At 31.0% G+C, this 14,454-nt stretch carries 16 protein-coding genes and 1 pseudogene; 9 read left to right on the top strand and 8 right to left on the bottom strand.

Annotated features, from left to right (window positions below):
- Positions 1–158 precede the first annotated feature (158 nt).
- The 6 genes from ES044_RS00150 to dnaK all read right to left on the bottom strand — a co-directional run bounded on the left by ES044_RS00150 (position 159) and on the right by dnaK (position 7,028).
- Complete coding sequence (locus ES044_RS00150) at positions 159–464, bottom strand: hypothetical protein (RefSeq protein ID WP_147117423.1); 306 nt, start codon at positions 462–464, stop codon at positions 159–161.
- 80 nt (positions 465–544) lie between these two features.
- Complete coding sequence (locus tag ES044_RS00145) at positions 545–1,753, bottom strand: NAD(P)/FAD-dependent oxidoreductase (protein WP_317131205.1); 1,209 nt, start codon at positions 1,751–1,753, stop codon at positions 545–547.
- A 131-nt stretch (positions 1,754–1,884) separates the two neighbouring features.
- Positions 1,885–2,409: a hypothetical protein gene (locus tag ES044_RS00140; protein ID WP_147117424.1), complete on the bottom strand. Its 525-nt coding sequence runs from the start codon at positions 2,407–2,409 to the stop codon at positions 1,885–1,887.
- A gap of 9 nt (positions 2,410–2,418) precedes the next feature.
- Complete coding sequence (locus tag ES044_RS00135; RefSeq protein ID WP_147117425.1) at positions 2,419–3,306, bottom strand: metallophosphoesterase; 888 nt, start codon at positions 3,304–3,306, stop codon at positions 2,419–2,421.
- Positions 3,307–3,428: 122 nt separating this feature from the next.
- Positions 3,429–3,875, bottom strand: a complete 447-nt coding sequence (locus tag ES044_RS00130; RefSeq protein WP_147117426.1) for a hypothetical protein — start codon at positions 3,873–3,875, stop codon at positions 3,429–3,431.
- A gap of 1,260 nt (positions 3,876–5,135) precedes the next feature.
- Positions 5,136–7,028, bottom strand: coding sequence for a molecular chaperone DnaK (gene dnaK / locus ES044_RS00125; RefSeq protein WP_147117427.1), 1,893 nt, complete (start codon positions 7,026–7,028; stop codon positions 5,136–5,138).
- Between the two features lie 247 nt (positions 7,029–7,275).
- Here dnaK and ES044_RS00120 point away from each other — a divergent pair, with 247 nt between their 5' ends.
- Positions 7,276–7,617, top strand: a complete 342-nt coding sequence (locus ES044_RS00120) for a DUF2853 family protein (protein WP_147117428.1) — start codon at positions 7,276–7,278, stop codon at positions 7,615–7,617.
- A 131-nt stretch (positions 7,618–7,748) separates the two neighbouring features.
- On the top strand, positions 7,749–9,173 hold the full coding sequence (locus ES044_RS00115) for an L-serine ammonia-lyase (protein WP_147117429.1): 1,425 nt from the start codon (positions 7,749–7,751) through the stop codon (positions 9,171–9,173).
- Positions 9,174–9,607: 434 nt separating this feature from the next.
- Here the strand turns inward: ES044_RS00115 and ES044_RS00110 are convergent, their stop codons facing one another.
- The gene (locus tag ES044_RS00110; protein WP_147117430.1) at positions 9,608–10,345 is read right to left on the bottom strand and encodes a bacteriorhodopsin-like; all 738 of its coding nucleotides are present in this window, start codon (positions 10,343–10,345) and stop codon (positions 9,608–9,610) included.
- An 88-nt stretch (positions 10,346–10,433) separates the two neighbouring features.
- On the opposite strand from ES044_RS00110, the gene ES044_RS00105 reads away from it, so the two are divergent.
- Positions 10,434–11,318 (top strand): Brp/Blh family beta-carotene 15,15'-dioxygenase, encoded by an 885-nt coding sequence (locus ES044_RS00105; RefSeq protein WP_147117431.1) that lies wholly within the window; start codon positions 10,434–10,436, stop codon positions 11,316–11,318.
- Between the two features lie 78 nt (positions 11,319–11,396).
- Here the strand turns inward: ES044_RS00105 and yaaA are convergent, their stop codons facing one another.
- Entirely contained in the window at positions 11,397–12,155 is a 759-nt protein-coding gene (gene yaaA, locus ES044_RS00100) for a peroxide stress protein YaaA (protein ID WP_147117432.1), read from the bottom strand.
- A gap of 228 nt (positions 12,156–12,383) precedes the next feature.
- Here yaaA and ES044_RS18720 point away from each other — a divergent pair, with 228 nt between their 5' ends.
- The 6 genes and pseudogenes from ES044_RS18720 (at position 12,384) to ES044_RS00085 (ending at position 14,442) form a co-directional block, all read left to right on the top strand.
- On the top strand, positions 12,384–12,536 hold the full coding sequence (locus ES044_RS18720) for a hypothetical protein (protein ID WP_223269077.1): 153 nt from the start codon (positions 12,384–12,386) through the stop codon (positions 12,534–12,536).
- A gap of 9 nt (positions 12,537–12,545) precedes the next feature.
- Positions 12,546–12,599: pseudogene (locus ES044_RS19310) on the top strand (RNA polymerase subunit sigma-70); the annotation flags it as partial.
- A 3-nt stretch (positions 12,600–12,602) separates the two neighbouring features.
- The gene (locus ES044_RS18715; protein ID WP_262712359.1) at positions 12,603–12,803 is read left to right on the top strand and encodes a hypothetical protein; all 201 of its coding nucleotides are present in this window, start codon (positions 12,603–12,605) and stop codon (positions 12,801–12,803) included.
- Complete coding sequence (locus tag ES044_RS18710; RefSeq protein ID WP_262712360.1) at positions 12,800–12,922, top strand: sigma factor-like helix-turn-helix DNA-binding protein; 123 nt, start codon at positions 12,800–12,802, stop codon at positions 12,920–12,922. The genes ES044_RS18715 and ES044_RS18710 overlap by 4 nt, the downstream gene beginning before the upstream one ends.
- 41 nt (positions 12,923–12,963) lie before the next feature.
- Positions 12,964–13,503, top strand: coding sequence for a hypothetical protein (locus ES044_RS00090; RefSeq protein WP_147117433.1), 540 nt, complete (start codon positions 12,964–12,966; stop codon positions 13,501–13,503).
- A 393-nt stretch (positions 13,504–13,896) separates the two neighbouring features.
- On the top strand, positions 13,897–14,442 hold the full coding sequence (locus ES044_RS00085) for a hypothetical protein (RefSeq protein WP_147117434.1): 546 nt from the start codon (positions 13,897–13,899) through the stop codon (positions 14,440–14,442).
- Positions 14,443–14,454 lie beyond the last annotated feature (12 nt).

Genomic DNA, 14,454 nt, shown 5'->3' with positions numbered 1-14,454 from the left:
CAACCAAACTGATATAAAGTACAATCGGTACGATAAAAAAATCATTCAAATAATTATTAACACTAGGAGGTAAGGGAATTTTAAAAAATTGAAAAATATAGATAATTGTACCTGTAAGTAAGCAGAAAAAAAAGAAATAAGTGAGTTTTTTGTTCATATTAACCAGCTGCAACCATTGTAATTGCCCATGCTAAACCTGCACCAATTAAACTTACCACGGTAATTATAGAATAGAGTACCCAACCTACAACTCTGTAAAAAGCATTGGGGTGTTTTTTTAAACGTTCTGCCAAACCAGGATTTTCTATGCTGTAAATTGCCTCATCAATTTGTTGCTGCTTTACAGCAGCTATCTTTAATTCTCTTTTTTTATCATTAGAAATTAGTGTGTTACAATTTTCACAATAATCTTTATTGGTATTAAAAAGTCCACATTTTGGGCATTTTATGATTCTTGTACTCATACTCTAAACTAATTTTTTCTTTTTTTATACGGACGAATGATCAATCTTGTTTCTCTATAAAAACGAATATAATTATACACTCAATTAAAAAAAACAATCGATTTATTTCTGAAGCCAATCAATGAAAAAAGATGCACAAACATCCAAACAAACCAAGCAAAGACTCCTTGAAACTCCCATTTTGGTAAGTCTACAACGGCTTTATTGCATCCAATAGTTGCCACAGAACCCCTGTCGTGATATTCAAAAAGTTTTAGTTCTTTTTGTAATAATTTTGCTAAAATATTTTTTGCAACTAATGTACCTTGCTGAATGGCAGGTTGCGCCATCATTGGGTGGTCTTTGGGGTGTTTTTCTGACGCCATAGAAACAACATCACCAACTCCATAGATGTTTTTATAATTTTCAACTTGGCTAAACTCGTTTACTTTAAAGCGTTTGGCTCTTTCAATAATACAATTTGCTTCTAAACCATCAAGAGTTGCTCCATGAACACCTGCCGCCCAAATAATGGTTTCTGTGCTAAAATGATCTACGCCATTTGTAGTAACTAGTTTTCCGTTATAATCTAAAACGCGTAAATTTTTCCGAATATTTACGCCCAAACTAATTAAAAAATCTTCTGCTTTTTCCGAAGCTTTAGCACTCATTCCTTTTAATAAACATTCAGCACTCTGAATTAAATTTATTTGCATTTTACGGATGTTTAAATCAGGATAATCTTTTGGTGAAATTCCTTTTTTCATTTCTGCCAAAGCACCAGCCAACTCAACGCCTGTTGAGCCACCACCCACAATTACAAAGTTCATTAACGCATTTCTTTCTTCTATGTTTGATGTAAGTAAGGCGTCTTCAAAGTTTTCTATAATAAGACTTCTAATGTTTAAAGATTGCGGAATGGATTTCATTGCCATTGCAAATTTGTTGATATTGGTATTGCCAAAAAAGTTGGCAGTAGAGCCTGTAGCTATAATTAATTCGTCATAGTCTAAATTGCCAGTAGTGGTTTCTATGCTATTTTTATCAGCATTAATTTTAACGACTTCGGTTAATCTAAAATAGAAATTTTTTACATCGTTAAAAGGTTTTCTTAATTGAAAAGCGATAGCGTCGGGCACTAGTCCGCCCGTTGCAACTTGATAGAGTAGCGGTTTAAATGTGTGATAATTGTGTTTATCGACTAAAACAACTTGCAATTCTTGTTTTTCTAAACCCTTTGCAGCCGCCAAACCTGCAAAACCACCACCATTAATTACAACTCTAGGAAAACTTGTTTGTGGAATGTTCATGTAGATTTAGTCTGATTTGATTGAGTAGCAAATTTACTGAAAATTGAGCTATTTTACACTTTAAGATTGTGCGTAATAAAAAACGATATTCTAACGATTTTTAAGATTGAAAAACACTTTTTTTGAATACATCATTTAAAATTTCGCTTTATTTCTTGCAAGCTTTTCTCTGAATTCACAAATTTAGAAATAATCTGATTCTGTAATTCGTTAATTTCTAAATTGAAATATTTAACCCATTTATCATCTTTAAATAAATGCTGTATTTGTTTTATTTTTTTTTGAGCATCAGAAAATGTAAATGCATAGTTAGTTGAATTGGCTGTATTCGATTGAATTTTTGCAGTTTTTTCTTCAAAATTCACATCAATATAAAAGATCTTTTCTGTGGAATTAATTGGATAGAATTCCGTCCATTTTGCAAATCCAGTAACTGTTTGTTGATTTTTGTAATTTTTTTTAGCCAGTAATTTCCATCTGCAATTGGCAACTCTTCCCCAATGATTCGATTTTCGGTAAACCCCTTCACCTGTATAAAAATAAATACTTTCAGATTTACTTTTATAGTTTTCGTTTTCGGGAAATGTAAAAGTATCTACTTGTAAAAACTCGCAAAAAGTATGTTTGAAGAAGTTGGTTTGGTTATAGATTTTCAATTGGAGGGTTTATTTAATGACTAATTTTCTTGAAATTTCTCTATCAAATCCTTTCACAAAAACAGTGTCTTTATCAAAATATACTTTTGCAAAAGCAGAGGTATTTTCGGTATCTACCATTCCTTTAAAAGTTAGATAATGAACATTATCAACCAATTCATAAGCGCCCGCGTGATTATGGCCATTAAAAAACAATTTTACATTTTTATATGGTTTTATAAGTGCTAAAAATTGCTCTCTGTTCCAGATATTATGCTGATCTATTGGGTATATTGGAAAGTGACAATAAAAACCAACTTTTTGATTTAGTTGAACTGCGATATCTAATTCTTTTTGAATAAAATTTAGTTGCTTTGTGCTTAAAGCCCCGTTCCATTTTTTTGCGTACGGTATGTTTTTATCTTTTAACAACTTAAAAATAGAATCGGTTTGTTGTTGTTTAGTTGGGGTTAACGCGCCATAGAAACTTAAATCATTACCATCTAAAACAATAAAACGCCAATCTTTTTCTACAAAACTGTAGTATCTGGTTTTTATATTTAATTTTTGCAGTACTTGTTCTTTTAAAGAATCTTTTACTTCAAAATCGTGATTTCCTAGTACGTGGTAAGATTTCGATTTTAATTGTTGCCAAGTAGGTAAAATGCTATCTAAACTTTCAAAATCTTTATCGATAAAATCGCCCAAATGTATGGTGTAATTTAAAGTATCTTTATTTAATATCGCAACTGCTTCTTTTAATCTTTCAGGAGATTTTTTATAATAGCGATTCCATTTTACATCGCAATTGCAGTATTGACAGTCAGAAATAACACCAATTTTAAAGGATGCATTATTTGTTTTTGTGCAAGAAAGTACGGATATTAAAATTAAGGTAAATAAGGTTATTTTTTTCATGTTAAGATTTACTTTAAAGTTGCAAATATATTGTAATAAATAAAAAACGCAATCATATTACTGATTGCGTTTTTTTGTTAATCACAGTGGTAAAATCTATCTGTATGAATTTTCATTAATGATTATTCAAAATCATATTCAAGGTGTATAGTTTTGCCTTCAGTATCAATACTAAAAGTAGTGTCTGCAACAATTTTACGATCAATTTTAATCTCTAAATTAACGCTATAAGGTTCAAAAACAGCACCCACATTAAGTACTGAATCATCTTGGTAACGAAGACCTAAAATGGCAAAAGAAGGAATGGATTGTTGTATAATTTTCTTGTTAAAGGGTATGTGATTGTTTGAGTAAGAAGATGATTTTTTGTCTAAATTAGTAGCTCCATATGCACTTGTAGGTGTTGTTATTGATGTTTCAATTCTAGAAGTAACCTTTTGTTTAGTGGCTGTAACCATAAACTCGACATCTATTAATTTGGGGTATTTTGAATTAGTATCATCATTGCAACCAGAAAAGGTTAAGAGTAAAACGCATAGGAGTAAGGTTGTGTAAAGTGACTTTTTCATAAGGTTAAAATTTAATTTTTTAGTTAGATTAATATTTGTCAAAAAAATATTTATTCACAAACCTTGCCAAAAAATGGTTGTTTTAGAAAATATACAAACTTATTTTATATCACTTTTGATGCGTGGTTTTGAGAATATTATTTTTACAAGGTGCAAATAACTATTGAAAAAAATAATTTGATCTTTTAAGAATTATATTCGTTGAAAAGGTCAATATAAAATCTCGCTGAAAAAGCGAGACAATCGATTCACACACTTTTGCCTTTTGTTGAAATCTATTTTTTTTTATTATTTTATAATTTTGTTGATGATTAAGGAAGGTTCAGAAAATGAAAAATCCCACTGAAAAAGTGGGATTTTATATTGATCTTTTAAATTGAATTTAGATTACTTCTTAAAGATTTCGCTGAAAAAGCGGGATAATCGATTCATACACTTTTGCCTTTTGTTGAAATCTATTTTTTTTATTATTTTATAATTTTGTTGATGATTAAGCAAGGTTCAGAAAATGAAAAATCCCACTGAAAAAGTGGGATTTTGTATTGATCTTCTAAATTGAATTTAGATTACTTCTTAAAGATTCCGCTGAAAAAGCGGGATAAGCGATTCACACACTTTTGCCTTTTGTTGAAATCTATTTTTTTTTATTATTTTATAATTTTGTTGATGATTAAGCAAGGTTCAGAAAATGAAAAATCCCACTGAAAAAGTGGGATTTTATATTGATCTTCTAAATTGAATTTAGATAATTTCTTAAAGATCCCGCTGAAAAAGCGTTATCGGTTTTTTTTATTATTTTATAATTTTGTTGATGATTAAGCAAGGTTCAGAAAATGAAAAATCCCACTGAAAAAGTGAGATTTTGTATTGATTTTTTAAATTGAATTTAGATTACTTCTTAAAGATCCCGCTGAAAAAGCGTTATCGGTTTATTTTATTATTTTATAATTTTGTTGATGATTAAGCAAGGTTCAGAAAATGAAAAATCCCACTGAAAAAGTGGGATTTTGTTTTGATTTTTTAAATTGAATTTAGATTACTTCTTAAAGATCCCGCTGAAAAAGCGTTATCGGTTTATTTTATTATTTTATAATTTTGTTGATGATTAAGCAAGGTTCAGAAAATGAAAAATCCCACTGAAAAAGTGGGATTTTGTATTGATTTTTTAAATTGAATTTAGATTACTTCTTAAAGATCCCGCTGAAAAAGCGGGATAAGCGATTCACACACTTTTGCCAAAAGGCAAAAGTGGTTCTCTGCTTACTTTACTTCTTCGAAATCTACGTCTTCAACGTTGTCTCCTTTAGCTTTGCTAGCATCTGGTTCCTCTTTTTCTGATCCTGCATCTCCTTTTTCAGCAGCATACATTTCTTCAGAGGCAACTTTCCAAGCTTCATTAATCTTCTCCATTGCAGCATCAATTAATGCTAAATCTTTAGATTCATGAGCAGCTTTTAATTCAACTAAAGCAGCTTCGATTGGCTCTTTTTTATCCGCAGATAATTTATCGCCAAATTCTTTTAATTGACTTTCTGTTTGAAAAATCATAGAATCTGCAGCATTAATTTTCTCTGCAGTTTCTTTTGCAACTTTATCAGAATCAGCATTTGCTTCAGCCTCATCTCTCATTTTCTTGATATCTTCTTCAGACAATCCTGATGAAGCTTCAATTCTAATTTCATGAGATTTGTTGGTGCCTTTATCTAAAGCAGAAACTTTAATAATACCATTGGCATCAATATCAAAAGTTACTTCTACTTGAGGTACACCTCTTTGTGCTGGAGGTAAACCATCTAAATGGAAACGACCAATTGTATTATTATCAGCAGCCATTGCTCTCTCACCTTGTAAAACGTGAATTTCTACAGACGGTTGGTTATCAACAGCAGTTGAAAATACTTGAGATTTTTTTGTAGGTATGGTTGTGTTTGCATCAATTAATTTTGTGAAAACATTCCCCATTGTTTCAATACCTAATGATAAAGGTGTAACGTCTAATAACAATACATCTTTTACATCACCCGATAAAACTCCACCTTGAATTGCAGCTCCTAAAGCAACAACTTCATCAGGGTTAACACCTTTACTTGGCGCTTTTCCGAAGAATTTTTCAACAGCTTCTTGTACAGCAGGTATTCTTGTAGAACCACCAACTAAAACAACTTCATCAATATCAGCAATTGTTAAATCTGCATTTTTTAAAGCTTTTCTACAAGGCTCTATTGTTCTTTTTACTAAATCATCAATTAATTGCTCAAATTTTGCTTTAGATAATGTTCTAACCAAGTGTTTTGGTCCAGAAGCAGTAGCAGTAATATATGGCAAGTTAATTTCTGTTGAAGCAGAAGAAGATAGTTCAATCTTCGCTTTTTCTGCAGCTTCTTTTAAACGTTGTAAAGCCATAGGATCTGTTGTCAAATCCATGTTTTCATCCGCTTTAAATTCAGCAGCTAACCAGTCGATAATTTTTGCATCAACATCATCACCACCTAAATGCGTATCACCATCTGTTGCTAATACTTCAAAAACACCATCACCTAATTCAAGGATAGAAACATCATGTGTTCCACCACCAAAATCAAAAACAGCAATCTTTTTATCGTCGTGAGATTTATCTAAACCATACGCTAACGCAGCAGCAGTAGGTTCGTTTATAATTCTTCTTACTTTTAAACCAGCAATTTCACCAGCTTCTTTTGTAGCTTGTCTTTGTGCATCGTTAAAATATGCAGGTACCGTAATTACAGCTTCAGTAACAGTTGCGCCTAAATAATCTTCAGCTGTTTTTTTCATTTTCTGTAATACCATTGCAGAAATTTCTTGTGGTGTGTATAAACGACCATCAATATCTACTCTTGGGGTATCATTATCTCCTTTTAATACTTTATAAGGTACTCTCTTAATCTCGTTAGAAGATTCAGAGAATTTGTTTCCCATAAAACGTTTGATAGAAGAAACTGTTTTTGTTGGGTTTGTTACTGCTTGTCTTTTTGCAGGATCACCAATTTTACGCTCTCCACCTTCTACAAAGGCAACGATAGATGGTGTTGTTCTTTTTCCTTCAGAATTTGGAATTACAACTGGCTCATTACCTTCCATTACGGAAACACAAGAGTTTGTTGTTCCTAAATCTATTCCTATAATTTTACTCATAATACTTATTTTTATTAAAAATTCGTTTTTTCAATTTACAACTACCAATAGTCAAACTGTATGCCAACAGGTTTTTGATAGAAAAATGTCAGTTTTAAAAAAGTTTTTCAAAATAAATGTGACATATTGACACAAAATGTATCTAAAGAGTAGTACAACCATATAAATAGGAAACCATTTTTATTTTCTTATATTTGGATTATTCTTTAGGAATTAAATAATTATTAAATAAATTAAACAAAAAATCATGAGCAAATTTGACGAGAAAGTAGCACAGTATTCTAAATTTATGGACGATAAAGGCCTAAAATACAATGCAGATTTATTAAAAGCAGTAACAAAAGGTTTAGGGCCATCAATCTATAAGAGAGATGCAGAAACAGTTTCTGGTTCAGATGCTAAAGAATTAGCAACTGTTAAAAACAACTTTTTAATAAAAAAATTAGGTTTGGCTGATGGACCAAAATTAGACGAAGCAATTAATACCGTTGTAGAAGCTATTGGTAAATCTGAAAGAAGCAAATACAGAGCTGTTGTTTATTATATGTTAGCAGAGCACTTTAAAAAAGAAGATGTTTACGGAATGTAGATAGCTATTTTTTAAATCACACAAAAATTCTATTTCTAATTTAGAATAGAGTTTTATATTTATCATAAAAAATCCAACTCATTGAGTTGGATTTTTTATTTTTACAAACTAAACTTTAATCATTTTTAAGGATGTCGCAATTTATTAGTGTTTTTGATATGTTGAAGATTGGCGTTGGTCCATCAAGTTCACATACATTAGGTCCTTGGCGAGCTGCCATTGCATGGGTTAAAAAGTTAAAAGAAACAGATCTTCTAGATCGTTTAGACAAGGTTGAGGTAGATTTATACGGGTCTTTATCTTTAACAGGAAAAGGTCATGCTACCGATATTGCTGTTTTATTAGGTTTAAGTGAAGCAGACCCTGAATATATTCCCATTGAAGATCTTTTTACCATTGTTGATAGAATTAACACGCAAGAAGAATTGTATTTTAAAGGCGGAAAAAGAATTGCCTTTTTAAAAAGTGCAATTATTTTTAACAAAGAATTTTTACCATTTCATTCAAACGGAATCACTTTTAGAGGATTTTCTAAAAATCAAGAAATCTCAACGGAAACTTATTTTTCTATTGGTGGCGGATTTATTGTGCAAGAAGATGACAATTTAGAAGAAGAAATTGAAATTAATAAAAAGAACTTTCCGTATCCTATCAATAGAGCCATTCAATTAGAAGAATATTGCGAAAAAGAGAACTTACAAATTTCAGATATTGTATTAAAAAACGAATTAGAATTAAGAACGGATTCTGAAATTGATGCGGAATTGCATAGAATTTGGGACACCATGCTAGAGTCTATGTATATTGGTTGTCATACAGAGGGCAGACTTCCTGGCGGATTAAATGTAAAAAGACGCGCTTTTGATACGCATCGAAAATTAATAAAAGATACGAGTTATACAAATCCTAAAGAATGGATTACAGCAATACGAAGCACAGAGGTGAAATTTAGAGAAATTTTAAAATGGGTAAGTTGTTTTGCGCTTTCTGTAAATGAAGTAAATGCTGCTTTGGGCAGAGTTGTAACCGCACCAACGAACGGGAGTGCAGGTGTTATTCCGGCAGTATTAATGTATTATTTGGTCATAGAAAATCATGAGGCAGACTTTAAGCAAATTAAAAAATTCTTATTAGTTGCTGGCGAAATTGGCAGTATTTTCAAGAAAAATGCTACAATTTCTGCAGCAATGGGTGGTTGTCAAGCAGAAATAGGCGTTTCTTCTGCAATGGCAGCGGGGGCTTTAACAGAATTATTAGGCGGATCGGCAGCACAAGTTTTATCGGCTGCAGAAATAGCAATGGAGCATCATTTGGGTTTAACCTGCGATCCTATTAGAGGTTTGGTGCAAGTGCCTTGTATAGAACGCAACTCTATGGGCGCCATAAAAGCAATTCATGCCGCAGAAATTGCTTTAGAAACCGACCCTAAAGAATGCTTGGTACATTTAGATAAAGTAATTGATACTATGTGGGAAACAGCCAAAGACATGCATAAGAATTATAAGGAAACCTCTGAAGGTGGTTTGGCTATTCATGTTGGTTTAGCCGATTGTTAAAGAGTGCGTGGTATATTTAGATAAGTAATTGATACCATCTGGGAAACAGCTAAAGACATGCATAAGTATTATAAAGAAACCTCTGAAGGTGGTTCGGCTATTCATGTTGGTTTAGCCGATTGTTAAAGAGTGCGTGGTACATTTAGATAAGTAATTGATACCATGCAGAAATTACCAAAGACACGCATAAGTATTATAAAGAAACCTCTGAAGGAAGATTGACTATTCATATTGGTTTATCCTATTGTTAAAAAGTGTTTGGTACATTTAGATAAGTAATTGATACCATCCAGAAACTACCAAAGACACGCATAAGAATTATAAAGAAACCTTTGAAAGTCGATTGACTATTCATGTTGGTTTAGCCGAGTGATAAAAAAAAAGTCCAAAAGCTTTTTAGGGCTTCTGGACTTTCAACAATAACTAACTAAATGTTATTTTTTTACTGTTTCTGAACTTGAACTTAATACGGCTAGATTATAAACTACTAATCCAAATCCGATTTTGTTGATAGCATCTCCAATGTTATAAATAACATCTAAGTTCCATCCTCCAAAAACACTTTCGTACCATCCTGGAGTTCCAGCCATATATCCAACAGGATAAATTGCCCATCCAACTAAAACAAACCAACATAACGTTTTGTGTGCTTTTAGTACAGATCCACCAGCAGCTACTGCTAATTTTTTAGCTTCTCCAAACCAGATTTCATACACAATTGCAAAATATGCAATTCCTGAAATTAATCCCCAGAACCAAGCATTGTCTCTGTAAAGAACCTCTCCTACATATCCTGTAACTAACATCACTACAGAATAGAAAATTAATTTCCACATTAGAGACTTCTTCGCTCCTGCAACTTTTAAGATTAAATAAAACTCAACACACATTAACGGAACCGTTAAGACCCAGTCAACATATCTAAAGAATGTTGGAGATTCACCGATTTCTGCCCAGTACTCTTTCATGTAAAAATAATGCACTGCAGCAATAAAGGTAATCAAACCTGATACTAAAATTGATGTTCTCCATTTTTTATCAAAACTACTCATTGATAAAAAGAAAAATGCCGAAGCGGCCATCATAGCCATCGAACCTACAAAAAATGTAAATCCTACGTAATCGTCCGGAGCCATCTTTGACACGGCGAAAAAATTTGTAATTAAACTCATATTAAAAAATTTAAGTTAGTAAATAAATGTTTAACACTTTAAATAAAGCGCTAAACAAATTTACATAAATAATTCTTAACTTTGAAAGATGGAAGGAATAAAAAGTAATAATTATCAAAATTTTATGATTTTTTTTACATTTTTCTTATTTTGGATCAGTATTCAATTTGGGGAAGTTGTAGAAGATTTTTTAGCATATGTTCTAGTAATATCTATAGGGATTATTCACGGGGCAAATGATTTACTGATTTTATCTGTAAAAGATAAAAAAAATAAATCGTTCATAAAAAACTTATTTATTTATGTAAGTATTATACTTGCTTGCATTTTAATTTACATTATCAGCCCTTTTATTGCCATTTTATTATTTGTTTTATTGAGTGCTTATCATTTTGGCGAAGAGCATTTTGGCGATAAAATAAAGATGAACACACTATTTAATTCAATCTTTTTTTTAGCGTACGGATTGTTTATTTTTTCGCTACTTTTTTATCAATCACTTTTGGATGTTGATAAAATTATGGCTGAATTAACAGGTACAAGTTTTTCAAAGGTTCAGGTAGAAGTTACCCTAATTGTAAGCGCTATTTTGTTGTTTCTTGGAAGTTCTTATTTGATTGTAATTAAAAAGAGCGATTTGAAAATGTTTTTAAAAGAGCTCTTTTATCTGGTGTTGCTTTTTTTAGTGTTTAATACCTCTTCTTTAATATTAGGTTTTGCCATTTACTTTATTTTTTGGCATTCGATACCTTCTATTATTCATCAAGTAGAATTTATTTCAGGAAATTTAAACAAAAAGAATATTTTATTTTACGTAAAAAAAGCAATGGTTTATTGGGTAATTAGTATTGCGGGGTTGTTAATTTTATATCAGTTAGTGCCTAAAATAGAACTATTTGCAAGCGTAGTTTTTGTAATTTTATTTGCAGTAACAGCGCCACACACTTGGGTAATGCATAAGATGAAAAATTAATTCAGGTTTTAGTTTCAGTTTACAATGAGTAACTGTGAACTGAAACTAAAAACTGAAAAGAAGACTGAAAAGAAGATTTTATCTCGTGAAAACTAACTCATTTCCATCAGACAATTCTTCAGAAAAACGATATCTATCAACATTAAAACCTTTTAAATCTTCAATCGTTTTTACATTCTTATCAATAATATAACGTACCATTAAACCTCTTGCTTTTTTGGCATAGGTCATTACTATTTTATACTGTCCGTTTTTAAAATCTTTAAAAACAGGCGTTATCATTGGTACTTTTAAAACTTTTGTAGGAATTACTTTAAAATACTCTGTACTTGCCAAATTGACGAACAGTTCATCGTCGGCTAATTCTTCGTTTAACGAATCTGCTATGCTATGATTCCAAAATTTATAGAGATTTTCTGTTTTACCAACCGGTAATCTCGTTCCCATTTCTAAACGATAAGGTTGTATCAAGTCTAAAGGTTTTAACAAACCGTATAAACCCGATAGTATTCTTAAATTTTCTTGTAAAAATGGAATTTTTTCTTCGGATAAAGAGTTGACATCAATTCCCTGAAAAACGGCACCTGTAAAAGCATATATAGCTTGTTTTGAATTTTCTGGATGAAAAGGAGTTTCCCAAGTTTGATTACGCTCGTAATTTAAGGCGGCTAAATCATCAGAAATTTTCATTAAATCTGATAATTTATTTTTTGAAAGCGTTTTTAACTTTTTACTTAATTTTTCTGATTGTGCTAAAAAACGAGGTTGTGTGTACAAACTTGTTGGCACTGTACTTTCAAAATCTAAAGATTTTGCTGGAGATATAATAATTTTCATTTGTTAAAGTTGAAAAGTTAGATACGAAACCAAGTTGAGCATTAATGATTGCGTACTTTAAAATATAAATATACAAATCATTCTAAAATTTCTCAAATAAACCCATCAATTTAAATTGATAAACCTATTTGAAAAATTTATTTAAGGATAAAGTCAGTTTTATTTTATAAATGCAACAAACTATTTCATTTATAATGGGTCAAAGAATGGCAACTAACAAAATCGTATTTGAGTAAAGACGCTGAACTTGTAAAAAAGTTAAAAAATCCTGTACTAAAAGACCTCGCTTTTAGTGCGCTCCTTGACGGCTATCAAGAACGCTTGTATTGGCATATTAGAAAGATTGTTACAACCCATGAAAATGCAGATGATGTGCTGTAAAACGTATTTATTAGAATCTATAAAAGTATTGCTAACTTTCAAGAAAAAAGCAGTTTACATACCTGGATGTATCGAATTGCTTACAACGAATCTATTCGGTTTTTAGAAAAGAATAACAAGAAAAATTATCATAATATTGATGAAGTTTCGGAAGCTTGTTTAGAAGTTTTATTCGAAGATGAATATTTTGATGGTGATGAAATTCAAAGAAAATTAAACAAAATTATTGATGGGTTTACAGAAAAAAACAGCAAGTTTTTCAAATGAAATATTTTGATGATTTGAGTTTCAGGCAAATTGCAGAAATTTTAAAAGTATCAGAAAGTACCTTAAAATCGACGTATTACACAACAGTAAAAATTATCGAAGAAAAAATTTTATTATAAATCCAAACTATTGATAACAATTGGGGTTTAACTAAGATATTATGGAAAAATCAACAGAAAATAACAACAAACAACGCTTTCTAAAAGAAGGCTTAAGAGGTGATATTTCTAAACATCATAAAAAATATTTAGGTACAGAACTTCCTAAAGGATATTTTGCGAAATCGAAGCTGTCTATTTTAGAGAGGATACAAGATGAAGCTAAAATAGCACCCATAGAAAAACCTAAAAAGCACTTGGTTTTTTGGACGCAGCCCCAATTTAAATATAGGGCAGTAGCTTCTTTAGTTTTTATGTTGAGTTTAACCGTTTGGTTGCAAAACTCTAATAAAGAAGATGCTATAAGTGCACCCAGTTTTGAACTTCTTGCTTTTTCAGATGATGTATTAGTCAACTCTTTATTAATCGAAGATTCGGAAGTAGACGCCTTTACCGAAGCAATTTTATTTAAGGAAGTTTTAGTGAAAGCAGAACTTTCTGAACAAAAATTAGATAATTTAATTTTGAATTCATTAATTTTAGAAGACTCGTTGTTAGGGAGTTATATGGATGATAAATTTATCGAATCAATTATTTTATAAAAAAAATATAAACTGTTCAAACTATCGTAAAAAATTTGGTTCTAAATAAGTAGAAACAATGAATAATTAAAATTTATCAATTATGAGAACTACAATTTCAAAAAGCAGTGTTTTATTTTTACCATTTCGGCATTTATTTTCTTCGCTTTATTATGTACCTCTTGTTCAGGTTCTGAAGGTATAGGGACAATAGATGATTCAGCATTAATTGCAAAAATTGAAAGTGCATCAAAAGTTTCTGTAGAAGCTTCTATTTTACCAGCAGCAACTGCAGTAGTATTAAAAGTAGATTTAGCAGATAGTTACATTGAAAACGTACAGTTAGCTTCAGGTTTAGGCTATAAAGTAGCGCTTGTAAGAGATAACGAGGCTAGAGAAGAAGCTAAAAGTGATGTGTTCTTTTCGGCGAAAGGGAGACAATTAAAGGATACTAGTGAAAAAGGGAAAAGAAGAAGAAATAAATGTTTTGAGTTTGTTTTTCCGGTTGACTTTATCATGGCAGATCAAACATTAATTACTTTAAATAGTAAAGAAGAGTGGGCTTTAATTAAAGAATGGCATGAAGCAAATCCGGATGCGACTGAACGTCCGGAATTAGTTTTTCCTGTAGATGTAACTTTAGAAGACGGAACAACTCAAATTTTAATGGATAGGGATGAATTAAAAGGGCTAAAAAAATCTTGTAAAAAAGGAAAAGATAAAAGAAAGTGTTTTAAACTAATTTTGCCAGTAAGCTTTACTATGCAAGATGCTTCTGTGATTGAAGTTAATGAAAAAGCAGATTTTAAATTAGTAAGAGAATGGAAAAAAGCAAATCAAGCAGCAACAGTAAGACTAGCTTTAAATTTTCTTGCAGACATTATCTATAAAGACGATACAACGGCTACAATTAGCAATGCAACAGAAATGCAAACGGCAGAAGATAGTTGTACAGATTAATTTATTAATTTG

Origin of the sequence: Polaribacter sp. IC066, assembly GCF_007997085.1 — a bacterium.
Lineage (GTDB): Bacteria > Bacteroidota > Bacteroidia > Flavobacteriales > Flavobacteriaceae > Polaribacter.
This window is presented reverse-complemented; position numbering and strand designations above follow the sequence as displayed.